Source organism: Allobosea sp. 05L423, from assembly GCF_056397745.1.
In genome coordinates, this window is sequence record NZ_JBFTOA010000001.1 from 779,953 (window position 1) to 805,625 (window position 25,673).

21 protein-coding genes are annotated in these 25,673 nt (G+C 66.2%); 17 read left to right on the plus strand and 4 right to left on the minus strand.

Annotation, left to right across the window (positions count from 1 at the left end):
- The first annotated feature begins 149 nt into the window (after window positions 1–149).
- From AC1DNE_RS03970 to AC1DNE_RS03980, 3 genes are all read left to right on the plus strand, one after another.
- Window positions 150–650: a PAAR domain-containing protein gene (locus AC1DNE_RS03970; RefSeq protein WP_441471781.1), complete on the plus strand. Its 501-nt coding sequence runs from the start codon at window positions 150–152 to the stop codon at window positions 648–650.
- A 67-nt stretch (window positions 651–717) separates the two neighbouring features.
- Entirely contained in the window at window positions 718–1,506 is a 789-nt protein-coding gene (locus AC1DNE_RS03975; protein WP_441471782.1) for a hypothetical protein, read from the plus strand.
- Window positions 1,507–1,567: 61 nt separating this feature from the next.
- Window positions 1,568–1,921: a RidA family protein gene (locus AC1DNE_RS03980; protein WP_441471783.1), complete on the plus strand. Its 354-nt coding sequence runs from the start codon at window positions 1,568–1,570 to the stop codon at window positions 1,919–1,921.
- A gap of 127 nt (window positions 1,922–2,048) precedes the next feature.
- Here AC1DNE_RS03980 and tagH read toward each other — a convergent pair whose 3' ends face one another.
- The 3 genes from tagH to AC1DNE_RS03995 are packed head-to-tail and all read right to left on the minus strand — an operon-like array spanning window position 2,049 to window position 5,863.
- Complete coding sequence (gene tagH, locus AC1DNE_RS03985; RefSeq protein WP_441471784.1) at window positions 2,049–3,425, minus strand: type VI secretion system-associated FHA domain protein TagH; 1,377 nt, start codon at window positions 3,423–3,425, stop codon at window positions 2,049–2,051.
- A 15-nt stretch (window positions 3,426–3,440) separates the two neighbouring features.
- Window positions 3,441–3,989 (minus strand): DUF6931 family protein, encoded by a 549-nt coding sequence (locus tag AC1DNE_RS03990; RefSeq protein ID WP_476840914.1) that lies wholly within the window; start codon window positions 3,987–3,989, stop codon window positions 3,441–3,443.
- A gap of 14 nt (window positions 3,990–4,003) precedes the next feature.
- On the minus strand, window positions 4,004–5,863 hold the full coding sequence (locus AC1DNE_RS03995; RefSeq protein ID WP_441471786.1) for a type VI secretion system Vgr family protein: 1,860 nt from the start codon (window positions 5,861–5,863) through the stop codon (window positions 4,004–4,006).
- Window positions 5,864–5,981: 118 nt separating this feature from the next.
- Here AC1DNE_RS03995 and AC1DNE_RS04000 point away from each other — a divergent pair, with 118 nt between their 5' ends.
- The 10 genes from AC1DNE_RS04000 (at window position 5,982) to AC1DNE_RS04045 (ending at window position 18,755) form a co-directional block, all read left to right on the plus strand.
- Complete coding sequence (locus tag AC1DNE_RS04000) at window positions 5,982–6,539, plus strand: OmpA family protein (protein ID WP_441471787.1); 558 nt, start codon at window positions 5,982–5,984, stop codon at window positions 6,537–6,539.
- Window positions 6,540–6,609: 70 nt separating this feature from the next.
- The gene (locus AC1DNE_RS04005; protein WP_441471788.1) at window positions 6,610–8,052 is read left to right on the plus strand and encodes a type VI secretion system protein TssA; all 1,443 of its coding nucleotides are present in this window, start codon (window positions 6,610–6,612) and stop codon (window positions 8,050–8,052) included.
- Window positions 8,053–8,171: 119 nt separating this feature from the next.
- Complete coding sequence (gene tssB / locus AC1DNE_RS04010; RefSeq protein ID WP_441471789.1) at window positions 8,172–8,702, plus strand: type VI secretion system contractile sheath small subunit; 531 nt, start codon at window positions 8,172–8,174, stop codon at window positions 8,700–8,702.
- Window positions 8,703–8,821: 119 nt separating this feature from the next.
- Complete coding sequence (gene tssC, locus AC1DNE_RS04015) at window positions 8,822–10,327, plus strand: type VI secretion system contractile sheath large subunit (protein ID WP_441471790.1); 1,506 nt, start codon at window positions 8,822–8,824, stop codon at window positions 10,325–10,327.
- Between the two features lie 139 nt (window positions 10,328–10,466).
- On the plus strand, window positions 10,467–10,949 hold the full coding sequence (locus AC1DNE_RS04020; protein ID WP_441471791.1) for an Hcp family type VI secretion system effector: 483 nt from the start codon (window positions 10,467–10,469) through the stop codon (window positions 10,947–10,949).
- 160 nt (window positions 10,950–11,109) lie between these two features.
- The gene (locus AC1DNE_RS04025) at window positions 11,110–11,658 is read left to right on the plus strand and encodes a GPW/gp25 family protein (RefSeq protein WP_441471792.1); all 549 of its coding nucleotides are present in this window, start codon (window positions 11,110–11,112) and stop codon (window positions 11,656–11,658) included.
- Window positions 11,659–11,662: 4 nt separating this feature from the next.
- Window positions 11,663–13,624: a type VI secretion system baseplate subunit TssF gene (gene tssF, locus AC1DNE_RS04030; RefSeq protein ID WP_441471793.1), complete on the plus strand. Its 1,962-nt coding sequence runs from the start codon at window positions 11,663–11,665 to the stop codon at window positions 13,622–13,624.
- On the plus strand, window positions 13,621–14,673 hold the full coding sequence (gene tssG, locus AC1DNE_RS04035) for a type VI secretion system baseplate subunit TssG (protein WP_441471794.1): 1,053 nt from the start codon (window positions 13,621–13,623) through the stop codon (window positions 14,671–14,673). The genes tssF and tssG overlap by 4 nt, the downstream gene beginning before the upstream one ends.
- Before the next feature lie 22 nt (window positions 14,674–14,695).
- Entirely contained in the window at window positions 14,696–17,431 is a 2,736-nt protein-coding gene (gene tssH / locus AC1DNE_RS04040; RefSeq protein ID WP_441471795.1) for a type VI secretion system ATPase TssH, read from the plus strand.
- 58 nt (window positions 17,432–17,489) lie between these two features.
- Window positions 17,490–18,755, plus strand: coding sequence for a peptidoglycan-binding domain-containing protein (locus tag AC1DNE_RS04045; RefSeq protein ID WP_441471796.1), 1,266 nt, complete (start codon window positions 17,490–17,492; stop codon window positions 18,753–18,755).
- A gap of 212 nt (window positions 18,756–18,967) precedes the next feature.
- On the opposite strand, the gene glpD is transcribed toward AC1DNE_RS04045, so the two are convergent.
- Entirely contained in the window at window positions 18,968–20,518 is a 1,551-nt protein-coding gene (gene glpD / locus AC1DNE_RS04050) for a glycerol-3-phosphate dehydrogenase (RefSeq protein ID WP_476765928.1), read from the minus strand.
- Between the two features lie 174 nt (window positions 20,519–20,692).
- Here glpD and AC1DNE_RS04055 point away from each other — a divergent pair, with 174 nt between their 5' ends.
- From AC1DNE_RS04055 to AC1DNE_RS04070, 4 genes are all read left to right on the plus strand, one after another.
- Window positions 20,693–22,540 carry a TRAP transporter large permease gene (locus tag AC1DNE_RS04055; RefSeq protein WP_441471798.1) on the plus strand — a complete coding sequence of 616 codons (1,848 nt, stop codon included), beginning with the start codon at window positions 20,693–20,695 and terminating at the stop codon, window positions 22,538–22,540.
- Window positions 22,541–22,614: 74 nt separating this feature from the next.
- Window positions 22,615–23,892, plus strand: coding sequence for a nicotinate phosphoribosyltransferase (gene pncB, locus AC1DNE_RS04060; RefSeq protein WP_441471799.1), 1,278 nt, complete (start codon window positions 22,615–22,617; stop codon window positions 23,890–23,892).
- Window positions 23,893–24,087: 195 nt separating this feature from the next.
- On the plus strand, window positions 24,088–24,873 hold the full coding sequence (locus AC1DNE_RS04065; RefSeq protein WP_441471800.1) for a DUF1444 domain-containing protein: 786 nt from the start codon (window positions 24,088–24,090) through the stop codon (window positions 24,871–24,873).
- 147 nt (window positions 24,874–25,020) lie between these two features.
- Window positions 25,021–25,673: GTP-binding protein (locus AC1DNE_RS04070; RefSeq protein WP_476840915.1), on the plus strand; the 653-nt coding region annotated here is incomplete at its 3' end.

The window sequence follows — 25,673 nt, forward strand, 5'->3', positions numbered from 1 at the left end:
GAGATAACCGAGCGTCACCAAGGGAATACTAAGCCTCCGGGGCGCGCGCCGCCGTCATTGACTTGAAGGATGCCGGGCGGAGAAATTCGGCGCAGTCCTGTCGATGGCGAATCCGTTCCGGCCAAGGAGCGGTCATCAAGGGAGCGATCATGCCGAAAGGGCCTGCAGCTCGCACCACCGACCCGGTGATCCACCCCCTGCCGCCGATCTTGCAGCCGGGGCCGGGCAGCCCCAACGTGCTGATCGGGAGCCTGCCGGCCTGGCGCGGCGTGCCTGCAGCGGCGGCGGCCGCGATCCAGTCGGCCAAGGCTGCATCGGATGCGACGCTTCAGGCGGCCGCGGCTGCAACGCTCGCTGCCGCGGGAACGCCTGGCGCTCCCGCGGCGAAGGCTGCGGAGGAGGCGGCCAAGACGGCGGCGCTTTCAGCGATGAGCTCGACCATTACCGGCGCCGCGGGCGGAGCGGACATCCACAATTGCCTGACGCCGATGCCCCCGCAGCCGCACGGCCCTGGCGTGGTCATCGACGGCTCGCAGACCGTGCTGATCAACAACCTGCCCGCCTGCCGGATGGGCGATACGATCATCGAGGCGCTGGGGCCGCCGAACAAGATCGCAATGGGCCTGCCTACAGTGGTGATCGGCGGTTGAGCCCGAACTGATTCAAGAAAACGGCGTAAGCCGTTGATTGCGAATCGTTTCCTATTCCGGTGACGCGATGGGCAAGAACAGGCGGACGGTTCCGGACCGGGGCGAGGCGAAGAGCGAGCGCTTCCGCCACAAGATCGTGCAGCGGTTCTCCTCCGATCAGCGCCGGGCGCTGAACCACGGCATGGCCCGCAACGGCCGGGTGGCGGAGGCGCTCTGCTTCATGGCGCTGATCCGCGATCCGGCGCGGCGCAAGAGGCCGATGCTGCCGGTCCCGCATGTGAGCTGCACGGCGGCGACACGTCAGTTCTTCCGGGCCGATGACGGCGAACAGGCGGCGCATCTCCTGCCCGGGCAGCTCTCGATCGACGGCGCCTTTCCCTGGCTGTTCCTGTCTGGGCCGGCGGCGCGGCAGCTCGAGAACCTCTTCGCCTATGTCGAGCCGCTCGGCGCCGACTACAACAAGGCGGATTCTGCCGCCGAGGCGAACGGCCTCACCGATGCCTTCGCCGCCGCCTGCCGGCAGATCCTGGCCGTGAGGGGCGATCCGGTTGGTGACGTTACGGCCGCCTATAATCAGATCTGGCAGCCCGGTGCGCTCGCGGCCTTCGCCGCGGCCGAGGCACGCAAGCGCAGCAAGCCGACGCCCCCGCCGATTGTCTATGGCGAACCGGGCGGCCTCGAATACGGCATGATCCTGAACCTCGAGGAGCGCGTCGCGGCCTTTGAGGATGAGTCGATCTGGGCGACCTATGAGCAGCTCAGCATTCTCGGTTACTACCAGGCGGCGATGGACGAGCTGCCGCGGCAGCTCCAGCCGCGCGCGATCCGCGAGATATTGGCGCTGCCAGCGGCTTGACCTGCCGGGGCGGGCGGGCGAAGCCGGCGGCCCAACCATTCCGCCGACAGGACGCAAGCCTATGACCATCGAACGCATCGGACTGGCCGCCCGCTACTGCGACGCCGCCATCTTCAACGGCATCGTCTTCCTTGCCGGCCATGTCGCCGAGAAGACCGAAGGCGCTTCGCTGACCGAGCAGACGGAGGAGGTTCTGGCGCTGCTGGAGGACACATTGGCACAAGCCGGCAGCAGCAAGGAGCGCATCCTCAGCGTCCAGATCTTCCTGACCGACATCGCCAAGATCGGCGAGATGAACGCAGTTTGGGACAAGTGGGTGGCGCCCGGCCATGCGCCGGCCCGCGCGACCGTCGAGGCGAAGCTGGCTTCGCCCGGCTATGGCATCGAGATCACCGCCGTGGCGGCGAAGGGGTAGCTTCTTGTGCGCTCTCCGGCGGCGTCGTGGTCGGGCTTGTCCCGACCATCCACGTCTTCCTTGCCGCGTGACGTGTCCAAGACGTGGATGCTCACCACAAGGGCGAGCATGACGGTGTCAGCCGCCGTCATTTCCCGCCGCGATCATAGCACTCGGCGAAATAGATCATGAAGGCGTCGACGAGGCCGTTCTCGTAAGGCGCGGTCTTGGCTTCCCAGCGCGCGACATAGGCCTCCCACATCTTCGCCTTGCGCGAGCCGATCAGGCCTCCGAGACCGCCATCCTGCGCCGTGGCTTCCGCGATCGCCTGCGGATCGAGGTCCTCGACCAGCATCTTCAGCGCATGCTGCATGGCCGAATAGGTCTTGATCTGGTGGGCCTTGAGGTCGCGGAAGCTCTCGTTGAAGGCGCGCTTCGCATCGAGATAGCCGCTGCGCGGCTGGCCGAAAATCAGCTGCAGCGCGTCATCGACGGTCGGCGAGAACTTCAGCGGATTGTTGTCCTGCGCTTGGATCATGGTCTGGTTGGTGCTGCGGGCGATGCGCTTGGTCTCGGCCCGGGCGGCGAGCAGGCCCTTCAGTTCCTCCGCGATCAGGCGCATCAGCCCGCCGAGCTGCTCGGCGAAGGCGCCGGGATCCTGCGCCGATAGGGATTGTGGCGAGACGCCGGCGCCCTTGGCGAAGCGCTGCATGAACTCGCCCATCGAGATCGGCGGCGGTGCTGCGGCGCGCACGGGCGCTTCCGACGGGAAGGTCGGCACGGGCGTGAAGGCCGGCTCCGGCGGCGCGTTTGAGACTTCGGCGGGTACGGCGTCGGGCACGGGCTCATCCCACGGGTTTGCCGACGCAGGGCTCACGGGCGGGCGCCGGGGCGTCGGGATCGGCGCCACAGGCTCGGCCGGCGGGACGGGTGGCGGCTGCAGGGGCGCCCAGGCGAAGTCGTCACTCTGCGAGGCCGGTGAGGGGCGGGGTGGGGCGGATACGGGTGGGAGTGGCCCGGCATCCGGCGTTGGGATGTCAGCGGCCCAGTCGATGAAGCTGGCGTGGACCGGCTTCGCGTGGCTGGGCGGCATCAGGTCGCGGCGGGCAATGGGCGGGGCAGCTTCCTCGTTCGCCTCCCAGAGCGCTTCGGGGCGGGCCGAATAGGGCGGCGAGGAGAACGACGCCGGGGGAGCCTGCCTCCCCTCATCATCGATCGTCACAGCGATGACGTAGTGGCCGATCTCCAGCCGGTCGCCGTTCTGGAGCCGATAGGGCGACTGGACACGATGCTCGCCGCCGTTGACATAGGTGCCGTTGGTCGAGATGTCGCGCAGCCACCAGGCGCCGTCGCGGAAGCGGATCTCGCAGTGGCGGCCGGAGACGGCACGCGAGGGATCGGGCAGCGCCCAGTCGAGATGCTGATCGCGGCCGATGTCGAGGCCACGCCCGCCGCTGGCGGTCACGCTCAGCGGCCCGCCATCCGGCAGGGAGGTCTCGTTCTCGATCGTCAGTGTCAGCGCCATGGTCTCGAACCGTCGCTAGCGCTTGCCGGCATCGTCTTCCGCCAAACGAATGCACGCCTCGATGCAGCGATGCAAGGCGACCTCGCGCTCGCGTGAGGGCAGGCGATTGATCGCGTTGAGCACGGCGATGCGTACCATCTTGGCGGTGAGGTCGGGCGGGCAGGGCACGCCGTGGCTCTMGACCATGCTGCCACCGGAATAGCCGGCGGCCCAGGCAACCCAGGTGCCGGGCCGGGCGCGATCGCCGGCCTGTGCGAGCTTCAGCGCCTCGAAGCGTGTGCGGTCGCCGGGTTCGCGCACCCAGGCCTCGGCCGCGGCGAGGCCGGGGTCCTGCGCGCCGGGCGGCTGCATGGCGCGCACCGCCTGCAGCCCCCACCAGACCGCTTCGCGCCGCGGCAGCAGGAAGGCGCAGAAGCCGATCGCCTCCGTCGGCGCCGGACCCTTGGCGAGCCGCGCCAGGAACGAGAGCGGCGGCTCGGCTGTCGGCGGCATGGTGACGGCCTCATGCGCCGAGGGAAAGGTCTCGAACACCTCGCTGGCGGTGCTGAAACGCAGGCGTGACATGTCCGGCCGCTCTCTCAGTTGATCGTCACCATGGGAGCCTTGATCACGACGGTGCCGTCGCTGCCGACCTCCGTCATGCCGACGCTCTTGATCTTGATGCTGGGCGAGGTGATTTCGATGCTGCCCGGCGTCATCTTGATCCGGCTCTCGCCGACCTTGAGATTGATCTCCGTCAGTGCCTCGATATCGAGCTTGCCGTTCTCGACGTCGAGCTTGTCGTCGCCCTTCTTCAGCGTGGTCCTGCGGGAATAGCCGCCGCTCTGGAAGTTGTCGCCGATCTCACGCGTCTCGATGTTGTTGACCACGACCTTGTGGTCCTTCTCCGCGTGCATCTCGAAGACTTCCTGGCCCTTGCGGTCCTCGAACTTGATCTCGTTGTAGCAATCCGGGAAGCCGACGCCGTCGGTCGATTCCGATTTGAGACCCGACTGGGTCTTGTTCGCCGGCAGATCGTAGGGCGGCTTGTGCTGGTCGTTGACGACGGCGCCGACGATGATCGGCAGGTCGGGGTTACCCTCGATATATTCGACGATCACCTCCTGACCGATGCGGGGGATGACCTGGCCGCCCCAGTTCTTGCCGGCCCACATCTGCGCGACGCGCGTGCGGCAGGAGGTCGAGCCGTCCTCGCGGTCCCAATGGAAGCGCAGCCAGACCCGGCCGTACTCGTCGACGTCGATATCGCCTTCCTCGCCCCGGTTGCGCTCGCCGACGACCTTGGCCGTATGCGGCCCGTAGATCGCTGGGCGCGGCGTGACGAGCGGGGCGCGGAAGCGCCGGTCGCTTTTCTGCAGCTCGTAGGAACCGTGATAGAGCGCCTCGTCCTGCCGCCCTGAGGACCGGTAGCTCTGGATGCCGTAGGCATGGCTGGCCCTGACGACGAGGTATTCGGCGTTCTCGGAGCCGGTCGGATGGTCGGAGAGCTTCATCAGCGCGCCGGGATAGAGGCTGGCGGCATCGCCGCCGGCATGGCGCCGGTCGTCCTTGGCCTGCTCGGCCTGCGCCATGACGCGGGCGAAATGCTCGCCGCGGTCGCGCTTGGTGTAGGCTGCGGGGTAGTCGTAGGCCTCGTAGGACTTGGCCTTCGGGAAGCCTTCCTCGGCACGGGCGGTGAGGTCGGATTCCGATTTCTCGAAGTCGTAATCCTTGAGCTCGAACTTGCCGGTCCGCAGGCGGCGCATCGTCGACCAATGCGTGAGGTGCTCGACCTGCGAGCGGGGGAAGCGGTTGCCCTGCGGGACGAAAGCGTAGGCCGACGACGCTCCCTGGAAACTCGGCTCGGCTGCCGCCGCGACTTCGTCATGGCCGGAGCGGGAGTCGCAGAGCACCAGCTTGTGGTCGCCGTCGCTGTGCTTGAAATAGTAGTAGACGCCGTACTGCTCCATCAGCCGCAGCACGAAATCGAGATCGGTCTCGCGATACTGCACGCAGTAGTCGATCGGCTGGAGTGTCTCGCTGGTCCGATCCTCGAAGCTGGCCGAGCCTTCCTTGCCGAAGATCTCCTTGATGATGTCGAGCGCGGTCTTGTTCTTGAAGATCCGGCAGTCTGCCCGCTGCGAGAGCAGCCAGAGCCAGGGCCTCAGAGTGAAGCGGTAGATCTGGAGGTCATCCTGCTGGCCGAGCCACTGCGCATCGACCAGCGTGCCGTTCAGGACCCGCTCGCTCTTGTTCTTGAGCGTGAATTTGATCGAGCATTTTTCGCTCATGATACTTTGCAGGTCGGCATTCTCGGTTTTGCTTGCTGCTTCGATGTTGTAGGTAAATAACTCGCTCAAAGCTTCGCTGGCTTCGAACTTGATAAGTGCAAATTTATCTTGACCAGATGGTGTCGTGAATGAAGCGGTTCTTTGAGCTTGCCCTAGATTGGCGGACATCAACGAAATCCTTCGCCGATTGAACTTAAATTCGCCTTGACGCAACTAACAACGGGAGTCATCGTCGGCTCCTCAAGTCTTCGTTCGCCGAATGGCGCCATTTATCGGGAGGGTTCCCATGCGCAAGCAGTCCGGCTTCATGGCCTTTGTCGCACTGACCGGCGCTGCGGTTCTCACGGCAGCCGCACCGGCGGCGGCGCAGACCTACAAGGCCGAGGATATCGTCAAGCATTTCGGGCCGACGGCGGCGCCCAAGCCCGGCCTCACACGCGGTCTTTGCGTCGGCACGGAAGCCGAATGCGCCAAGGCCGGCCATGCCGTCGAGGTCGCCAGGCCGCCGAGCGCCTTCGATCTCGTGGTGAAGTTCAGATACAATTCCGACGTGCTGGAGCCGGAGGCGAGGGTCAATCTCGACGAGTTCGCGAAGGCTCTGAAGACGCCGCAGCTCGCCGCGCAGACCTTCATGGTCGAGGGGCACACCGATGCCGCCGGCACCCCCGGCTACAATCTCAACCTGTCGCAGCGCCGGGCGCAGGCGGTGGTCCGCTATCTCGGCCAGCAGGGCGTCAGTCCGACCAAGCTCGTCGCCAAGGGCTACGGTCAGGAACGGCCGCTCGTCGCCGATCCGCTCTCCGGCGACAACCGCCGGGTGGAAACCCGCCTGCGCACCGAATGAGACGCTGGATCTGAATAACGGGGCGATGCGGGCTCCGCCCTCACTGCCCAGCCTGTGAGCGGGGAGAGCGATGGCGGGCCTGAATTTTGCCGAACTGACGAAGCTCGTTTCGGCCGAGGAGCCCTGCGGGCCGGACCTCGAGGACGACAACGACTTCATGAACGTCATGGCACGGCTCGAAGTCGCGCTGCCGCCCTCGTATTTCCGCCGCGACGACGAGGGCCGCCAGGTCGCCTTCGATCGCACCAGCATCGAGTTTCCGGTCGCCTTTTCCGATCTCGGCAAGCTGCTGCAACGCTCGCGCGATCTGCGCCTGCTCGTGCTCGCGGCCAAGCTGACGATCCTCAACCGGGACGTCGCGGGTTTCGCGGCCAGCCTTTCAGCCATTGCCGATCTCCTCGGCAGCTATTGGGCGGAGGTCCATCCGCGGGCGATGGACGGCGACTTCGTCATGCGCGAGGTCGCGTTGCAAGGGCTCGACGAGCTGCCGACCGTGGTGCTGCCGCTGCAGCATGCGCCGCTCTTCGTCAGCCGCCGCCTCGGCCCCTTCATCTTCCGCAGCCAGCTCGTCGCCAGCGGCGAGACGAAGCTGGTCGAAGGGGAGCAGCATCCCGACACGGGTGCGATCAATGCCACGCTGGCGGAGATCGACCCGGACCAACTGACCGCCACCCTCGGCCATATCGGCGCGGCGCGGGATGCGCTCGCCCGCATCGGCATGGTCTGGCTCGAGAAGGTCGGTGTCGATCATCCCCTCGGCTTTCCGCGCCTGGCGGCGCTTCTCGACCAGATCGCTGCCTTCCTCGACGCAGCGATCGCGCGGCGCGTTCCGGGCCATCAACCGGCCGGGGTGGCGCCAGCGGCGAACGACGCGCCAGTGCCGGCAGCGAGCCCTGCGAGCTTCGGTCCCGGCGGCCTTTCGAACATCCTTCAAGTGAAGGATACGCTTGCCGCATGCCTCGGCTACTTTCGCAAAACTGAGCCTTCCAGCCCGGCCGTCCTGCTGATCGGACAAGCGCAGCAGCTGATCGGAAAGTCACTGATCGAGGTCATCCAGATCATGTTTCCCGAGCATGTCGACAAGGCGGTGATCGAGATCGGCGAGCTGCGTCGATTCCGGCTGCCGCTCGAGCGGTTGCCGGCGCCGGATGGCTACGAGGCAACGGACGACGCAGAGCAGGGCTATGCCGAAGAGGCTGATGATAGCGGCTATGCGGACGAGGATAGCCCCACTGACGCGCGGGTCGCGGAAGATGGTGGCGGCGCCACCGAGGTGCAGCCGATAGAGGCTGCGCGTCCGCCGGCCGAGGCGGTGCCGGCGATCGCGATCGGCAGCCGTGCCGACGCGGTCAGCGCGATGAGAGCGGTTGCTGCCTTCTATCGCCAGGTCGAGCCGTCGCACCCGACGCCGCTGCTGATGGACAAGGCCTGCGGGCTGGCACAGCAGGATTTCATGTCGCTTCTCGGCAATATCCTGCCCGATGTCGCACAGATTCCGGAGAGCGACAGCTAGGTCAGTTTTTCGCCTTTTCTTTGAACCTTCCGTCGCGATGGTACGACTATATCGATAATGGGTGAAACTGGGTAAGATGTCACGTTACGTCGACGTGGCACGGATGCAGAGGGCACGTCATGGCCGGAGATTCAGGACAGAAGTTCATCCGCCGCAACAGGCCGCCTCGGGTCCACATCACGTATGAGGACCCGTACAACGCCGAGCAGAAGATCGAGTTGCCCTTTGTCATGGGCGTTCTCGCCGACCTTTCCGGCAATGCTTCGGCGATCGAGAAGCCGGAGATTTCGCAGCGCAAGTTCCTCGACTTCGACATGGACAATTTCGATCAGCGCATGGCCGCGATCGAGCCCGCCGTGTCGTTCAACGTGCCCAACAAGCTGGGCGAGGACAGCAGCGAGAAGCTCTCGGTCGCGCTGAAGTTCAAGAAGTTCGAGGACTTCAACCCGGCGGCGATCGCCCGCCAGGTCCCGGCGACGGCCAAGCTCCTGGAAGCGCGCGAGCAGCTCGCCAACCTGCTGCGTTACATGGACGGCAAGATGGCAGCGAGCGACCAGATCAAGGCGCTGCTCGCCGATCCGCAGCTGATGACGGCGCTGAAGGACAGGCTCGGCAAGAGCGAACCTTCCGAAGGCAAGACGGCGAACTGAGAACAGGTGCACGGACCTGCCGTGTGAGCATGCGCGAAAACGTGGGAACCGGTTTTCGCAGAAGCAATGCTCTCGCGTGGATCAAGGGTCCGCCAGGCGGTTAAGCGAGCGAGGCGGCAATGGCAGCGGAAGCACAAACCCAGCAGCCCGGTGGCGCGGCTGTAGAGACCCGCGAGATCGATGATTTCTCGGCGATCCTGAAGCAGAGTTTCAAACCCAAGACCGAGCGGGCGGCGACCGAGGTCGAGAACGCGGTGGCGACTCTGGTCAACCAGGCTCTGGCGGACCAGACCCTGATCAAGGGCGATGTCATCGACACGATCGAGGAGATGATCGCGCGGCTCGATACCAAGCTGACCGAGCAGATGAACGAGGTGCTGCACGCACCCGAATACCAGAAGATCGAGAGCGCCTGGCGCGGCCTCAACTACCTCGTCTTCAACTCCGAGACCGATGCTCAGTTGAAGATCAAGGTGATGAACGTCTCGAAGAACGAGCTCGCCCGCAATCTCAAGACCTATCCCGGCGCGCGCTGGGACCAGAGCCCCCTCTTCAAGCAGGTCTATGAGCAGGAGTTCGGTCAGCTCGGCGGCCAGCCCTTCGGCTGTCTGGTCGGCGATTATCACTTCAGCCATGTCCCGACCGACGTGCAGCTCCTGCGCGATCTGTCGAAGGTTGCGGCAGCGGCCCATGCGCCCTTCTTCGCTGGCGCCGATCCGACCCTGATGGGCATGGACAGCTGGACGGAGCTGTCGAACCCGCGCGATCTCGGCAAGGTCTTCGATACGCCGGACTATGCCGCCTGGAAGGGGCTGCGCGACGCGGCCGACTCCCGCTATGTCGGCCTGTGCCTCCCGCGGGTGCTCTCCCGCGTGCCCTATGGCGCCAAGTCCGAGCCGGTCGAGGAGTTCGCCTTCGAGGAGGACACCGACGGCCATCGCGGCGAGAAATACGCCTGGATGAACGCGGCCTATGCGATGGCAGTGAACGTCAATCGCGCCTTCAAGGAATATGGCTGGTGCACCCGCATCCGCGGCGTCCAGTCGGGCGGCGAGGTGCTGAACCTGCCGACGCATACCTTCCCGACGGATGATGGCGGCATCGATCTGAAATGCCCGACCGAGATCGCGATCAGCGACCGGCGCGAGGCGGAGCTGGCCAAGTCCGGCCTGATCCCGCTGATCCATCGCAAGAACACCGACAAGGCCGCCTTCATCGGCGCCCAGTCGCTCTACAAGCCCAAGGCCTTCTCGGGGCCGGACGGTGTGGCGGCGACCGCCTCCGACAACCTGTCGTCGCGGCTGCCCTACATGTTCGCCGTCTCGCGCTTCGCGCACTACTTGAAGTGCATGGTCCGCGACAAGGTCGGCTCCTACAAGGAAAAGGAGCCTCTGCGCCGCTGGCTGCAGGAGTGGATCACCGAATATGTCGACGGCGATCCGGTCAATTCCAGCGAAGAGACGAAGGCGCGGCGCCCGCTCTCCGATGCGCGCATCGATGTCTTCGAGGACGAGGAGAACCCTGGCTACTACTCGGCCAAGTTCTATCTGCGGCCGCACTTCCAGCTCGAAGGCATGGATATCGGCCTGAGCCTGGTCTCGCGACTGCCAGCTCCCAAGCAGTGACCGCCACCTGATCGTCAGGTGACGGCGGCAACGAGAATCTTCGGCGCGCCGGCCCGCCCGGGCGGCGCGACAGGAGAGGTGCGTCCACCGGTCCGCTCACGGAAGTGAGCATCCCACCATTCACACTCTGGAGGTAAACATGGCTACCGACTTCCTGCTCGAGATCGACGGCATCAAGGGCGAAAGCAAGGACAAGACCCACAAGGACACGATCGAGGTGGATTCCTTCTCCTGGGGCATCTCGAACGCCGGTTCGCATGCCGCGAATGCCGGCGGCGGCGCCGGCAAGGCGAGCTTCCAGGACGTCCATTTCACCTCGCAGGTCGGCAAGGCCTCGACCAACCTTGCGCAGGCCTGCGCCAGCGGCAAGCACATCAAGAAGGCCGTGCTCTATGTCCGCAAGCAGGGCGAGCAACAGAAGGACTATTATGTCGTGACGCTGGAGGACCTGCTGGTGTCGAGCTATCAGTCCGGCGATGCAGTCGGCGGCAACAGCATCCCGACAGATCAGTTCTCGCTGAACTACGCCAAGATCAAGTTCGAGTACAAGCCGCAGAAGGCCGATGGCGATCTTGATGCGGCGATGACGATGACCTGGGACATCAAGGCCAACGCGAAGTGAAGTGCAATGCGCCGGTTCCGCCGGCATCGGACCGAAAAGTGGAACGCGCTTTTCGGACCCATCCGATGCCTCGGCAAAGGGCTGGATCGCCATTCTGCGTCCGCGAGGACGTCAGGCGGTCCGGCCGGAACCGGCGCCTTTCCGTGGCAGGCGAGGCGACATGACCGATCCGATTGCGAAGAAGCGGCTGCGGCCGCCTTTGATGTTCGCATTTCGGGAAGCGCATCTGGAAAAGGATGCGAAGACCGCGCTCGACCTGAGGGACGAGGGCGGCGAACGCGTGATTGCGAACCGACGCGCGGCGCCGCGGGCTGCCATCACCGAACAGAAGCTCAGGCGCGAGATCGCTATCGATCTCGATGCGCTGGTGAATACCGTCAACCTCGCATCCGCGCTCGACCTTTCGGGGCTGGAGGATGTGCGCCGCTCCATCCTCAATCACGGCTTTCCGGACATGACACGGCTGTCGATCGACGAGCAGCGCGTCGACACGATCCGTGAGGACCTGGCGGGTGTGCTGATGGGCTACGAGCCACGGCTGATCCGCAAGTCGATCGCCGTCGAGCGCGACCACGCGCTGGATCCGGCCGAGCTCAAGGTGCGTTTCCTCGTCCGCGCCGATCTGAACTGCGAGCCGCTCAACGTGCCCGTCGAGTTCGTCGCGGATCTCGAACTCGATACCGGCAAGATCGCGATCAAGGGGCGCTGACGCGGTGAACCGGGAGTTTCTCGACCTCTACAACCAGGAACTCCGGCTCTTCATGGAGCACAGCAAGGAGTTCGCCGAGGAGTATCCCGGCATCGCCGAGCGGCTCGGCGGGCTTGCCGGTGAGCGCATGGACCCGATGGTCGCCGGACTGCTGGAAGGCGCCGCTTTCCTCGCCGCGCGCGTGCAGCTCAAGCTGAAGCACGAATTCCCGGAGTTCACCAACAACCTCCTCGAACAGCTGCTGCCGAACTACCTCGCGCCGACGCCCTCGGCTCTGCTGGCCGGCATCACGCCGCCTTACTCGGATCCGGGCCTGCGCGAGGGCGTCCGGATTCCGCGTGGCTCCTATGTCGATGCGACCTATCTCGAACGCGAGCGGCGTGTCGCCTGCCGTTACCGTCTTGGCGCGGACGTCACGCTCTGGCCCTTCGAGATCACGGCGGCGGAGTACGTTCCCGCGCCGGGGCCGCTGCAGGCGCTCGGCATCAAGGCCGGGCCGCGCGCGCTGGCCGGCCTGCGCCTGACCTTGACGCATCGCGTCATGGCCGACCCCGTGCAGGAACCCTCGGCGGCCGACGCGCTCAAGAACCCGGCGAGTTGGTTTGCCGGCTGCCGCGCGCGGGAGCTGAGTTTCCATCTGCTCGGCGGCGAGGGCGATGCGGTTGCGCTCTACGAGCAGCTCTTCGCGAACTGCATCGGCATCCATTTCCGCCATCTCGACCCGTTCGGCGATCCGGTGGTGACGCCGGGCGAAGGTTGCGGGCTGGAGCAGATCGGCTTCGATGAGGACGAGGCGATGCTGCCGGCCGATACGCGCGTCTTCCGCGGCTTCGAGCTGCTGCGCGAGCTGTTCTGGTTCCCGCGCAAGTTCCTCGGCTTCCGGCTGGAAGGGCTGGGCGGGATCATGCCGAGGCTCACGGCCAAGACGGTCGAACTGATCTTCGTCTTCGACGAGGTCAATACGCGGCTGCCCGGCGCCGTGCGCAAGGAGATGTTCGCGCTCTATGCCGCGCCCGCGGTCAACCTGTTCGAGAAGACCGCCGATCGCATTCCGGTGAAGACGAACCAGCACGAGTTTCATGTCGTGCCGGATCGGAGCCGCGCGCTCGACTATGAGCCGCACAGCATTCTCTCCGTCCACGCCCACTACGCTGGCGGGCGTGAGAAGCAGCCGGTGCACCCGCTCTATTCCTCGCCGGAGGGCGCGTCGCCGCTGCACGGGCTGCACTACACGCAAAGGCGCCTGCCACGGCGGCGCTCCTCGGCCGAGCGGCGCCAGGGGCGCGCCTCCGACTACACCGGCACGGAGATGTTCATCTCGTTGGTCGAATCGGCAGGCGTGAACGACAGCGCCTCGGTGGCAGAGCTCAGCGTGCGCGCGCTCTGCTCCAACCGGCATTTGACCGAGCATCTGCCGACCGGCGTCGGCGGCGCCGATTTCCGCCTGATCGACAATGTCTCGCTCGACGTCGCCTGCCTCGCCGGGCCGACCCCGCCGCGCGAGCCGGTCGTCTCGCAGCTCAAGCTGCGCGCCGAGACAGCCTCGACGGGCGTCGTGACCTGGCGGCTAATCAATCTGATCAGCCTGAACCAGCTCGGCCTGGTCCAGCGTGGCGCGGGCGAGAATGGCGCGGCCTTGCGCGAGCTGCTCTCGCTCTTCGCCGATCTCGCCGACAGCGCCACCGAGCGGCGCATCCGCGGGATCAAGAGCGTCGACAGCCGCCCCGTCGTGCGCCGCTTTCCGCAGCGGGCCGGGACAGGCGCGGGGCGCGGGCTCGAGATCACCGTGCTGCTCGACGAGAAAGCTTTCGAGGGCTCGGGCGTCTTCCTGCTCGGTGCGGTGCTCGATCGCTTCTTCGCCGAATACGCGGCGATGAACCATTTCACCCAGACGGTGATCCGCACGGTGGAGCGCGGCGAAGTCATGCGCTTTCCGCCGCGTGCCGGTTCGAGGCGCATCCTGTGACGGAAGACGCCCCCACTCCGCTGGAAAAGGCGCCGAACTATCAGGCGCAGCTTGAAGCCGAGCCCTGGCGTTTCGACTTCTATGCGGTGATGCGCCGGCTAGAACGCAGCTTCCCGGAGCGTCCGCGCATCGGCGATGTCGCTTCGCGGCGGGAGGAATATGTCGCGCTGGGCGAGCAGGCCTTTCTCGACTTCCCGGCCTCGAGCATCGCAGAGGCGGATCGCGACGCGCAGGGGCGGCTCAGGCTCTTCGTCAAGTTCCTCGGCCTGCTCGGCCCGCAGGGCGCGTTGCCGCTGGCGACGACGGAGGAGAGCTATCACTGGCAGATCGCGCGCGACGACGCCTTCCCGCGCTTCCTCGACATCTTCAACCACCGCTTCCTGCAGCTCTTCTACCGCGCCTGGGCGGATGCACGGCCGATCGCGCAGCACGACAGGCCCGATCTCGACCGCTTCGCCGCCTATATCGGCAGCATGATCGGCGTGGGCTCGAAGCCCTATCTCGCCCGAGACAGCGTGCCCGATGCCGAAAAGCTCGCCCATGCCGGGCTGATCGGCGCGCAAGCGAAATCCGCCTCGCGCCTGCAGCGTTTCCTCGCCGGGCTGTTCAAGGCCGAGGTCGAGATCGAGCAGTTCGTCGGCATGCGTCTCGTCTTCGATCCGGCCGACCGGACGCGGCTCGGCGGGGCGCATTGCACGCTTGGCGGCGACGCGCTGCTCGGCGCCAGCGTCTACAGTGTCGAGGACAAGTTCCGCGTGAAGATCGTGGCTGGTGACCTCGGTGAGTTCCAGCGCTTCCTGCCGAACGGCGACCGCTGCGCGCCGCTGGCCGACGCGGTGTTCCTGCATCTCGGTGAGCAGTTCGAATGGGATGTCGAGCTGGCGCTGCCGGTGGGCGAGGTGAAGCCCGTCAGGCTCGGCCAGTCCGGCCATCTCGGCTGGACGAGCTGGATGGCGCCGAATTGGACTATCGAAGAAGGCGCGCTACGCCGCGACGCCCGCTTCCATCCCGCCGAGCGCATGCGCCTGAAGCGCAGCAGCGCCGCCTAACCGATACTCCAAGGGGACGACCATGGCCGATATCAGCCTCGAAGCCGTCACGGGCAAGCTCAACCGGGTCGGCTACGACACCTTCCTGCAGGCGCTGAGGCAGGCCAAGGGCGCCGGCAACCGCAATGTCGAGCTGGCGCATTGGCTGCTGCAGATCCTGCAGGGCAGCGCCAATGACCTGACCCTCACGGCGGACCATTACAAGCTCGACCGCGCGAAGCTGCTGATGGATCTGGGCGGCGTGGTCGAAGGCTTCCGCCGGAACGAGACGGAGATGCCCGGCATCGCCAACCACATCGTCGATATCCTCGACCGTGGCTGGCACTACGCGACGCTGTTCTTCGGCGAGACGCAGATCAGGACAGGCCATCTGCTCGTCGCGGCGCTGAAGTCGAACGATCTGCGCAGGGCGCTTTCGGGGCTATCCAAGGAATTCGGCAAGATTCCGGTCGATGAACTCGCCGCCGGCTACGGCAAGATCTGGGAAGGCTCGCAGGAAGAGAACCTGCGGCCGATGGACGGCTCAGGCCTGCGAGCAGCCGGCACGGCGGGTGCCGAGGCCGCTGAGGGGCCGAAGGGCACCACAGCGCTCGACCGCTTCTCGCAGGACCTCACCGCCAAGGCCCGCTCCGGCACGATGGACCCGATCCTCGGCCGCGACGACGAGATCCGGCAGGTCATCGACGTGCTGATGCGCCGACGCCAGAACAACCCGATTCTCACCGGCGAGGCCGGCGTCGGCAAGACCGCGATCGCCGAGGGCTTCGCGCAGCGCGTCGCGGCCGGCGACGTGCCGCCGCCGCTCCGAGGCGTCAAGGTCTGCGCGCTCGATATCGGCCTGATGCAGGCCGGCGCCTCGATGAAGGGCGAGTTCGAGCAGCGGCTACGTTCCGTGATCGACGAGGTGCAGTCCTCGCCGACACCGGTGATCCTGTTCATCGACGAGGCGCATACGCTGATCGGCGCGGGCGGACAGGCCGGCACGGGCGACGCCGCCAACCTGCTCAAGCCGGCGCTGGCGCGGGGCACGCTTAGGACCATCGCGGCAACCACATGGTCGGAATACCGCCAATATTTCGAGAAGGACCCGGCGCTGACCCGGCGCTTCCAGCCGGTGCAGGTTGACGAGCCCGATGTGGCGCGCTGCTGCACCATGCTGCGCGGGCTGATCGGGCCGATGGAGAAGCACCACAAGGTCCGCATCTCCGATGCTGCCATCGTCGCAGCTGTCCAGCTCTCCTCGCGCTATATCCCGGCGCGCCAGCTGCCCGACAAGGCGGTGAGCCTGCTCGATACCGCCTGCGCCCGCGTCGCGGTCAGCCAGAGCGCGACGCCGGCCGCGATCGAGGATGCGCGCGTCGCGATCTCCTCGCTGGAACAGGAGAAGGCGTCGCTGACCGCCGATGCCGATCTCGGCACCGATGCCACCAAGCGGCTCGGCGAGATCGAGACGGAGATCACTGAGCGGCAGGAGAATCTCGCGGCGCTCGAAGGCGCCTGGGCGGGCGAGCTCGCTATCGTCGAGGAGATCAAGACGCTGCGCGCGAAGCTCGGGGAGAAGGCGCCCGGCGGGGAGGCGAAGACGGAAAACGGCAAGCCGGAGGCGAACGAGAACGTCGCGCCTGCGCCTACCGAAGCGGAGCCCCCGGCCGCCGAGCTCGCGGCTGATCCCGAGGACGCGCGTGCCGTGCTCAACGCCAAATTCGCGGCGCTGGGCGAGATCGATCCGGCCAACCGGATGATCTACGCTCATGTCGACGAGCAGTCGGTCGCCTCGGTCGTCTCGGACTGGACCGGCATCCCGGTCGGCCGGATGGTCAAGGACGAGATCGAGACGGTGCTCAACCTCGCCGAGACGCTGAACAAGCGCGTGGTCGGGCAGGGGCACGGCATCGGCATGATCGCCAAGCGCATCGAGACCAATCGCGCCAGGCTCGACAACCCGAACAAGCCGATCGGTGTCTTCATGCTCTGCGGCCCCTCCGGCGTCGGCAAGACCGAGACGGCGCTAGCGCTGGCGGAGGCGCTCTATGGCGGCGAGCAGAACGTCATCACGATCAACATGAGCGAGTTCCAGGAGGCGCATACCGTCTCGACGCTGAAGGGCGCGCCTCCCGGCTATGTCGGCTATGGCGAGGGTGGACGGCTGACCGAGGCCGTGCGGCGCAAGCCTTATTCGGTAGTGCTGCTCGACGAGGTCGAGAAGGCACATCCCGACGTGCACGAGCTGTTCTTCCAGGTCTTCGACAAGGGCCAGATGGAGGACGGCACCGGCCGGCGCATCGATTTCAAGAACACGCTGATCATCCTGACCTCGAATGTCGGCACTGACGAGATCATGAGCATGTCGGCGAACGGCGCGGCCAAGCCCGATCCCGAGCAGATGGCGGTGAGCCTCAGGCCCGCGCTGCTCAAGGTCTTCCCACCGGCGCTGATCGGGCGGCTCGTGACCATTCCCTATTATCCGCTGTCGTCGGACATGCTGGCCGGCATCGTGCGGCTGCAGCTCGGGCGCATCGGCAAGCGGCTGGCCGAGAACCACAAGGCGGCCTTCGTCTATGACGGCGCGGTGGTCGAGCACATCGTCGGCCAGTGCAACGACCCGGATTCAGGCGGGCGCATGATCGACAACATCATCACCAACTCGATGCTTCCCGCGCTCTCGCGCGCCATCCTCAACCTGCAGCTCGAGAAGAAGCCGCTGACCGAGGCGAGGGTTTCCGTCGAGGGCGGCGCCTTCGCCTATCAGGTGGCGTGAACCGATCGGCGTCCGACATCGACAAAGAGGAGCAGACCGTCACGACAAGGAAGCGACGATGGCCTTCTCCGAATATGCCGACTGGTGGGACAAGCAGAAGCGGGAAACCGAAAAAATACTGGGCGAATGGGTCCAGGACAACCCGCAATGGTGGGCGGTCGCGGTTGCCACCACCGTGCAGACCTCAATGGACCTCGGAGCGGGCTATGTCGATGTGCTGCGCTTCGGTCAGGGCATGGCGGAGGGCGGCCTGGCAGGGGTCGGCAAGGACGGCCTGCGCCTGCTTGCCCTGCTCGGCCCGATGGGGAAGGCGGGCGGGATGTTCTCGCGGCTGATCCATATGCAACGGATCCGGTTTGCGGTGCAGGTCCAGGGCGTGACCGGACCCTGCACCTTCCAGGCGGTCAACAACGCCATGTCGATCGCGCGGGGGAGGAGCTACTTCGTAACCCTGAAGGAGATGGCCAAGGCCGTCGGCAGGCCGCTGAAGTCGATCACGAAGGACCAGTTCGGTGTCGACGAGCTTGGCGCGCATGTGAAGCAGGCGATGGATTTCATGATCGCCCAGGGCGTTAAGGTCAGGCAGCTGCAGGCGAGGTCGATCCAGGGCGTTACCCAGCTCGCCAAGTCCCAGGACGGCGTCACGGTCTTCGCAATCCGCTGCGTGACCACCCGAGGCGAGCCGATCAATCATACCGTCATCGCGGTGCGCGATGCGCTGGGCCGGGTGCGTTTCGCCGATTACGGCGGTCGGTATCACGCCACGCTCGAGAGCCTCGTCGAAAGCCTGAACTACGGGGCGGTCAACAAGGCCGGCATCAATCTCATGGAGGGGCAGGCGATCGGAGCGGTCAAAACGCTGGGCGTCACCGGGCTGATGGAGCAAGGGATCACGCTGTTCAAGGGCGTCGCCTTCGTCATCGAAGGCATGACCGCGATCGAGACGCTCGAGGGAGTCGATTTCGCAGCGCCGGTGGTCGTGGCGGCCACGTCCGCGCCCACGAAATCCGACCCCGCGCCGCCGGAGGTCGTGAAGGCGAGCTTCGATGCCTTCAAGCAACGCAAGCGGGGCAAGACCGTCATCCAGCTGCCCGAAATGGTGATCAAGGCGGGCGAAAAGGCTGCGCCGAAGGCCGCGTTGTTGACCGGAGTCCAGTTTCGGCTGAACGCGCTGGGCTTCGGAGCAGGACCCGTCGACGGGATCAAGGGGCCGAAGACGACGAAAGCGGTCAAGGCCTTCCAGAAGACCTATCCGCCACTCAAGGTCGACGGCGTTCCCGGCTCGAAGACGCAGGACAGGCTCGTGGAGATCTGCGGCTTCTGACGCCGTGCCGATTTTTACCGAAACGCTCGCCGCAGCGCTGCGGAGAGCTGGGGGCCATACCGGAACCTTCCTCGGAAGCGCTCTGGCATGGATCCCGGTTCAAGCCCGGGATGACGACGTGGTTCTGTGAAAGTGACTCAAGCTCCAACGCTGAACTTGCAGTATTGATTCCGCGTCGGCCCGCAAACAATTGCTCTTATAGGGAAAACGGATCAGGCGGCCGCAGTGACTTCCCGCTGCATGAAGTCGTCGAGCGCCTCGCGCTCGTCGGCGGAGAGCCGCAGCCCCAGCTTGCCGCGGCGCCAGAGCACGTCTGCGGCCCTCCGCGCCCATTCGGCGCGCATGAGATAGCGGACTTCGCTTGCATACAGATCAGCGCCGAAATGGCGCCCGAGATCGGCGGGGCACTTCGCGCTGGCAAGGATTTCGCGGGCGCGGGTGCCATAGCAGCGGGCGAGCCGCGCCACGGTCTTGCGCTCAAGCCAAGGGTACGCGCCGGCGATCTCGGCGACCAGCTTGTCGAAGCCGCCGACCGGGAAATCGCCGCCGGGCAGCGCGCCGGTCATCGTCCAGCTGGCGCGGGCCGCCCAAGGCGCATGTGGCGCCAGCTTGGCGATCGCGGCTTCCGCCAGGCGGCGATAGGTCGTGATCTTGCCGCCGAAGACGGAAAGCAGCGGCGCCTCGCCCTGGGGAGCGTCGAGCGTCAGCACATAGTCGCGGGTTGCCTCCTGCGCCTTCGAGGCGCCGTCATCGTAGAGCGGGCGCACGCCGGAATAGGTCCAGACCACCGAATCCGGCGTGACCGGCTGGCGGAAATACTCGCTCGCGGCGGCGCAGAGATAGGTGATCTCCTCGGGCGTGGCGGCCACTTCGGCCGGATCGCCCTTGTAGTCGCGATCGGTGGTGCCGATCAGGGTGAAGTCCTGCTCGTAGGGGATCGCGAAGACGATGCGGCCATCGGCGTTCTGGAAGATGTAGCAGCGGTCGTGATCGTAGAGCCTGGGCACGACGATATGGCTGCCCTGAACCATGCGGACGCCGGCCCGGGCATTGGTGTGGATCACGCCGCTCAGCACCTCGGCGACCCAGGGCCCGGCGGCGTTGACGAGCGCTTTTGCCCAGACCGTCCGCCTGCCTTCCGGGCCGTCGGTTTCGAGCTGCCACAGGCCGTTCTGACGGTGCGCCGAGACCACGCGCGTGCGCGTGTGGATCGCGGTGCCGCGCACGGCGGCGTCCATCGCGTTCAATACGACGAGCCGGGCGTCCTCGACCCAGCAGTCGGAGTATTCGAAAGCCTTCGCCTGGTTGTCCTTGAGCGGCTTGCCGACGACGTCGTGCGCGAGATCGAGCGTGCGGGTGGCGGGCAGGAGCTTGCGACCGCCGATATGGTCGTAGAGGAACAGGCCCAGGCGCAGCAGCCAGGCCGGGCGAAGCCCCTTGTGATGCGGAAGCACGAAACGCAGCGGGCGGATGATGTGCGGGGCGATGGCCCAGAGCCGCTCGCGCTCCATCAGCGCTTCGCGCACCAGCCTGAACTCGTAATATTCGAGATAGCGCAACCCGCCATGGATCAGCTTGGTCGAGCGCGAGGAGGTGGCGCTGGCGAGATCGTCCTTCTCGAACAGCGCGACCGAGGCGCCGCGCCCGGCCGCATCGCGGGCGATGCCGCAGCCATTGATGCCGCCGCCGATGACGGCGAGGTCGTAGGGGGCGCCGGGGTCCGTGCCGAAGCCGGCGGCGGGCGAGGTGATTTCGGAAGCCATAGCTCGTCTTCTGGCAGACCTGGACGCTGATCGGCAATGGCGCCATCCGGGCCCTGCCGCATCGATGCGATGAACCCGCTCCTGTCGCCAAATCATGGGCGATGTCAATTCGGATCGCTTGACGCGGGCCGTCGGAGGCCGGAACTGGGCAGCGAGGCTGGGCATGGCGGCAGGATGACCGGGACAGAGCGAAACCGTGGCGGGAGGCCGGCGGCACGGGCGGAAGCGGCCTTGCGCCATGTGCTGGAACTGGCCGGCGCGGCCATCCTCGCCCTGTTGTTCGCGGTGGTCATGGCGGCTGTGCTGCGGCGCTACCTGTTCGGCGGCGGCTTCGTCTGGTCGGACGAGCTTGCGATCTGGCTGCATCTGGCGCTGATCGCTGTCGGCGCTCCGCTCGCGGTGACGGGGACGCTGGCGATGCGGCTCGACGTGCTGGTCCGGCTGCTGCCCGATGGGTTCCGCAAGGTCGCCGCGATTGCCGCCGATGCGATCGCGTTCCATGGAGCGCTTGTGCTGGCGGGCGGCGGGGTCAACGTCGCGTTGCTGGTCGGTGGCCAGTCCACCGTGCTCGGCCTGCCGGAGGCGCTGCGCTTCGCCGTCTTCGCCTGCGGGGGCGGGCTGACGATTCTGGCGCTGTTCCTGCGCGGCGGGCTCGAACGGGGCTGGGCCGGCGCGATTGCCTCACTGCTGCTGGGTTTGGGCCTCTACGGGCTCGCGCAGCTCTCCTTCGACTTTTTCCCAACGCCGAGCCTCGTTGCCGCGCTTGTCGCCGGAGTGGGGCTGCTGCTCGGCGCGCCGTTGCCTTTCGCCCTGTTGGCCGGCGTCTCGCTGACAGGGCCTTTCGCTGGGTTGCTGCCGGAGCCGGCGATCGTGCAGACGATGGTCGGCGGCGTCGGCCGGTTTCTGCTGCTGGCCATTCCCTTCTTCCTGCTTGCTGGCGAATTGCTGACGGAAGGAGGGCTTGCTGAACGGCTGATCCGCTTCGCGGCGACGCTGGTCGGGCATTGGCGGGCGGGGCTGGCGCAGACGGCGCTGGTCGCCAGCGTGCTGTTCTCCGGGGCCTCCGGTTCCTCGGTGGCGAACGCCGCCTTCGGCGCCAAGGTGATGGCGCCGACGCTGGTCGCGCGCGGCTATCCGCCGGCGAACGCTGCGGCGATCGTTGCCGGCGTCTCGATGCTCGACAACATCATCCCGCCCTCGATTGCCTTCCTCATCCTGGCGAGCACGACGAATCTCTCGGTCGGCTCGCTCCTGCTCGGTGGCTTCGTCGCCGGCGGGGTGCTGGCGCTGGCGCTTGCCATCGGCATCCATCTCAGCGTGCGCGGCGTGGTCGATGCCGCGCCGAAGGCGAGCGCGGCCGAGCGGGGCAGGGCGCTCCTCAGTGCCATTCCCGCCATCGGGCTCGGTGTCGTTGTCGTGGTCGGCATCCGCTTCGGCGTGGTGACGGTGACGGAGGCCTCGGCGCTCGCTGTCGGTTATGCCGCGATCGCCTGTCTGGCGCTGCGCAGCCTGAATTGGCGCGGCGTGCTGGCGGCTCTGCGCAAATCCGCGGCGGAGGCGGCAGCGATCGGCCTGCTGATCGGGGCCTCGGCGCCCTTCGCCTTCCTGCTCGCGGTGGATCGCATTTCCGAACAGATGGCCGGCCTCGTCACGGTGTTCGGGGCGGGCCCGTACGCGGTGATGCTGCTCGCGAACCTCGTATTGTTGGTGGCCGGGCTCTTCCTCGATATCGGTGCCGCTATCCTGCTGCTGGCGCCCCTCCTCCTGCCCGTCGCGGTGACGGCAGGGCTCGACCCGATCCAGTTCGGTGTGATCCTCGTGGTCAATCTGATGATCCACGGGCTGACGCCGCCGCTCGGCATCCTCGTCTATGTCGTCAGCGGCATCATGCGTGTACCGGCGGCCGCGGTATTCCGGGCCGTGCTGCCGCTCCTCGGCGTGCTGCTGGCGGCACTCATGGTCCTGTCGCTGGGCATGGCTGCGTGGCCCGCGCTTGCGCCGGCGCTCAAGGCGCTGTTCTGATGCGCCGTTCTTCGCCCGGCGCCTGCGCCATCCTGTTGCCTCCGCCGTGAGCCTGCCCCGGACCTGATGCCGTCATGATCTTCACCGACATCGCGACGCGGACCTATAACCATGGCTGGCGGCTCGACCCGATCATCCGCAGCCTGCTCGATACCGATTTCTACAAGCTCCTGATGCTGCAGATGATCCGGGCGTTCCACCCGGACGTGCAGGTCACCTTCTCGCTGATCAACCGCTCGAAGCACATCCGCCTCGCGGATATCGTCGACGAGGGCGAGCTCCGGGCGCAGCTCGACCACGCCCGTTCGCTGCGTTTCACCAAGAACGAGCTGATCTGGCTGGCAGGCAACAGCTTCTACGGCAAGACGCAGATGTTCTCGCCGGACTTCATGGGCTGGCTCGCTGATTTCCAGCTACCCGAATACGACCTGCGCCGGGTGGACGGGCAGTACGAGCTGCATTTCGAAGGACCCTGGACCCACACGACGATGTGGGAGGTGCCGGCGCTTGCCATCATCAACGAGTTGCGAGCCCGGCGCGTGATGCTCGGCCAGAAGCGCTTCTCGCTCGACGTGCTCTACGCCCGCGCCAAGGCCAAGATGTGGGGCAAGGTCGAGCGGCTGCAGAAGCTGCCGAATCTCAAGCTCTCGGATTTCGGCACGCGCCGGCGCCACGGCCATCTCTGGCAGCGCTGGTGCGTCGAGGCCCTGAAGGAAGGGCTGGGGTCGGCCTTCACCGGCACCTCCAATGTGCTGCTCGCCATGGATGCCGATCTCGAGGCGATCGGCACCAATGCGCATGAGCTGCCGATGGTGCTGGCCGCGCTCGCCGATTCGGACGAGGAGCTGCTGCGCGCTCCCTATCGCGTGCTCGACGAATGGCGCCAGGTCTATGGCGGCAACCTGCTGATCGCGCTGCCCGACGCCTTCGGTACGCAGAGCTTCCTGCACCATGCGCCGGACTGGGTGGCGGATTGGACGGGCTTTCGCCCCGACAGCGCCCCGCCGATACCGGCCGGGGAGACGATCATGGCCTGGTGGCGCGAGCGCGGGCGCGATCCGCGCGACAAGATGCTGGTCTTCTCCGACGGCCTCGACGTCGACGCGATCGAGCGCGTCTACCACCACTTCGACGGCAGGGTCCGCATGGCCTTCGGCTGGGGCACGGACCTCACCAACGACCTCGTCGGCTGCTCGCCCGACGGTTCGCGCGCGCTCGATCCGATGTCGCTGGTCTGCAAGGTCACCAAGGCGAACGGCCGGCCGGCGGTGAAGCTCTCCGACAACCCGGAGAAGGTTTCCGGCGCCCCCAGGGCGATCGAGCGCTATCGGCGGGTGTTCGGCGGCGTATGACGTAGCGTCATTAAAATATGTTGCCATTATGTTCCTGGCGCGCGATACTGCTCGCGGGTTGGGGAACTCGACATGCTGCGCTTACTGGTTGTGCTGTTTGCGGCCATAGCCGTGCTTGCCGCTACGGCGGCTTCAATCGCTCAAACGATAGGGCGTGAACGGCTGAACGAGGCTCGGCCTCTCAGCGAGACCGAGATGGCAGGGCTGATCACGACCATGCTCAAAGGTCGTGCGGGCGTCAGCGCCGTGCGCGTCGAAGCCGGCGATGTGGTTTTCAGGACAGCCGGTCACGATGTCCGGATGGGGTTGGCTCCGCTCAGCGCGCAATTCAATGCTTTACCAGACGCGAAGAGCCGACAGGGCGCTTTCGACAAGCTGACGCAGCGCGCCACCGAGGCGGTCGCGGGCCAGTCGGCCCTTAAGACCGAAGCGGAGCGCGCACGGTTCATCGCGGCTCTGATCCCTGTCATGAAGAACCGATCCTATGTCGAGCAGTTCGCCGCCATGGCTCGCAAGAAGGGGGACCCCAACGCGCGGTTGCTATATGTTCCGCTGGAGGGCGACATCATCGTCGCAGCGGCACTCGATCTTCCAAAGATCACGCGCTTCGTCTCCGTTGGGGAGGGCGGCCAGTACGGGATGAGCGACAAGGACGTGCTGCGCGCGGTTCTGGACAACTGGGTCCGGCGCGTCGACCGGTTCGAGATCCATGATTTCGGAAAGCTGCGGAGGTTCCATTTCGGCGAGGGCGACAACAACGCCTCGATCTTGCTGCTGGAGAATCCTTGGAAGGACATTCCGAATCTGCCACGCAATGTCGCGATCGCCGTGCCCTCACGCGACATCCTCGCCTTCGGAGACGCCGATGATGCCGAGGTGGTCGCCGCGCTGCGGTCGCTGACGAAAGCCCCCGATGGCGGCTTTCCTGTCAGCAAGCAGCTCTACAGGCTAGGTCCGGAGGGCTTCCGCGTCATGCCCTAGTCGCAGCGGGATTTTTGAGTCGCTCCGAAGGCCGCGGTGACCTTCCGGCGGAAGGCGAATGAGCACAACCTTGCATCCCCGCGCAAAACCCCCTAATGCGACCCCGTTTCAAGGCCCCGGAGGGCCGCCTTCGAGGACAAGGGTGTCATGGCCAAAGAGAAATTCGCTCGTACGAAGCCGCACTGCAACATTGGCACGATTGGTCACGTCGACCATGGCAAGACGTCGTTGACGGCTGCGATCACGAAGGTTCTGGCGGAGTCGGGCGGCGCGTCGTTCACGGCGTATGACCAGATCGACAAGGCGCCGGAAGAGAAGGCCCGCGGCATCACGATCTCGACCGCGCATGTCGAGTACGAGACCCCGGCCCGCCACTACGCTCACGTCGACTGCCCCGGCCACGCCGACTACGTGAAGAACATGATCACGGGCGCGGCGCAGATGGACGGCGCGATCCTTGTGGTGTCGGCGGCCGACGGCCCGATGCCGCAGACCCGCGAGCACATCCTGCTGGCGCGCCAGGTCGGCGTTCCCGCGCTGGTGGTGTTCATGAACAAGGTCGACCTGGTCGACGACGCCGAGCTGCTGGAGCTCGTCGAGATGGAGATCCGCGAGCTTCTGTCGAAGTACGACTTCCCCGGCGACGACATCCCGATCACCAAGGGCTCGGCCAAGGCCGCCCTCGACAACGTCACGCCGGAAATCGGCCATGACGCGGTGATCGCGCTGATGAAGACGGTCGACGACTACATCCCGCAGCCGGAGCGCCCGATCGACCAGCCGTTCCTGATGCCGGTCGA

Coding starts and splice junctions, on each gene's coding strand:
- AC1DNE_RS03970 (WP_441471781.1), top strand. CDS start 150: ATGCCGAAAGGGCCTGCAGCTCGCACCACCGACCCGGTGATCCACCCC.
- AC1DNE_RS03995 (WP_441471786.1), bottom strand. CDS start 5,863: ATGTCCGCCAATCTAGGGCAAGCTCAAAGAACCGCTTCATTCACGACA.
- AC1DNE_RS04005 (WP_441471788.1), top strand. CDS start 6,610: ATGGCGGGCCTGAATTTTGCCGAACTGACGAAGCTCGTTTCGGCCGAG.
- tssH (WP_441471795.1), top strand. CDS start 14,696: ATGGCCGATATCAGCCTCGAAGCCGTCACGGGCAAGCTCAACCGGGTC.
- tagH (WP_441471784.1), bottom strand. CDS start 3,425: ATGGCGCTGACACTGACGATCGAGAACGAGACCTCCCTGCCGGATGGC.
- AC1DNE_RS04055 (WP_441471798.1), top strand. CDS start 20,693: ATGACCGGGACAGAGCGAAACCGTGGCGGGAGGCCGGCGGCACGGGCG.
- glpD (WP_476765928.1), bottom strand. CDS start 20,518: ATGGCTTCCGAAATCACCTCGCCCGCCGCCGGCTTCGGCACGGACCCC.
- AC1DNE_RS04000 (WP_441471787.1), top strand. CDS start 5,982: ATGCGCAAGCAGTCCGGCTTCATGGCCTTTGTCGCACTGACCGGCGCT.
- AC1DNE_RS04065 (WP_441471800.1), top strand. CDS start 24,088: ATGGCAGGGCTGATCACGACCATGCTCAAAGGTCGTGCGGGCGTCAGC.
- tssB (WP_441471789.1), top strand. CDS start 8,172: ATGGCCGGAGATTCAGGACAGAAGTTCATCCGCCGCAACAGGCCGCCT.
- AC1DNE_RS03975 (WP_441471782.1), top strand. CDS start 718: ATGGGCAAGAACAGGCGGACGGTTCCGGACCGGGGCGAGGCGAAGAGC.
- AC1DNE_RS03980 (WP_441471783.1), top strand. CDS start 1,568: ATGACCATCGAACGCATCGGACTGGCCGCCCGCTACTGCGACGCCGCC.
- tssC (WP_441471790.1), top strand. CDS start 8,822: ATGGCAGCGGAAGCACAAACCCAGCAGCCCGGTGGCGCGGCTGTAGAG.
- AC1DNE_RS04020 (WP_441471791.1), top strand. CDS start 10,467: ATGGCTACCGACTTCCTGCTCGAGATCGACGGCATCAAGGGCGAAAGC.
- pncB (WP_441471799.1), top strand. CDS start 22,615: ATGATCTTCACCGACATCGCGACGCGGACCTATAACCATGGCTGGCGG.
- AC1DNE_RS04045 (WP_441471796.1), top strand. CDS start 17,490: ATGGCCTTCTCCGAATATGCCGACTGGTGGGACAAGCAGAAGCGGGAA.
- AC1DNE_RS04025 (WP_441471792.1), top strand. CDS start 11,110: ATGACCGATCCGATTGCGAAGAAGCGGCTGCGGCCGCCTTTGATGTTC.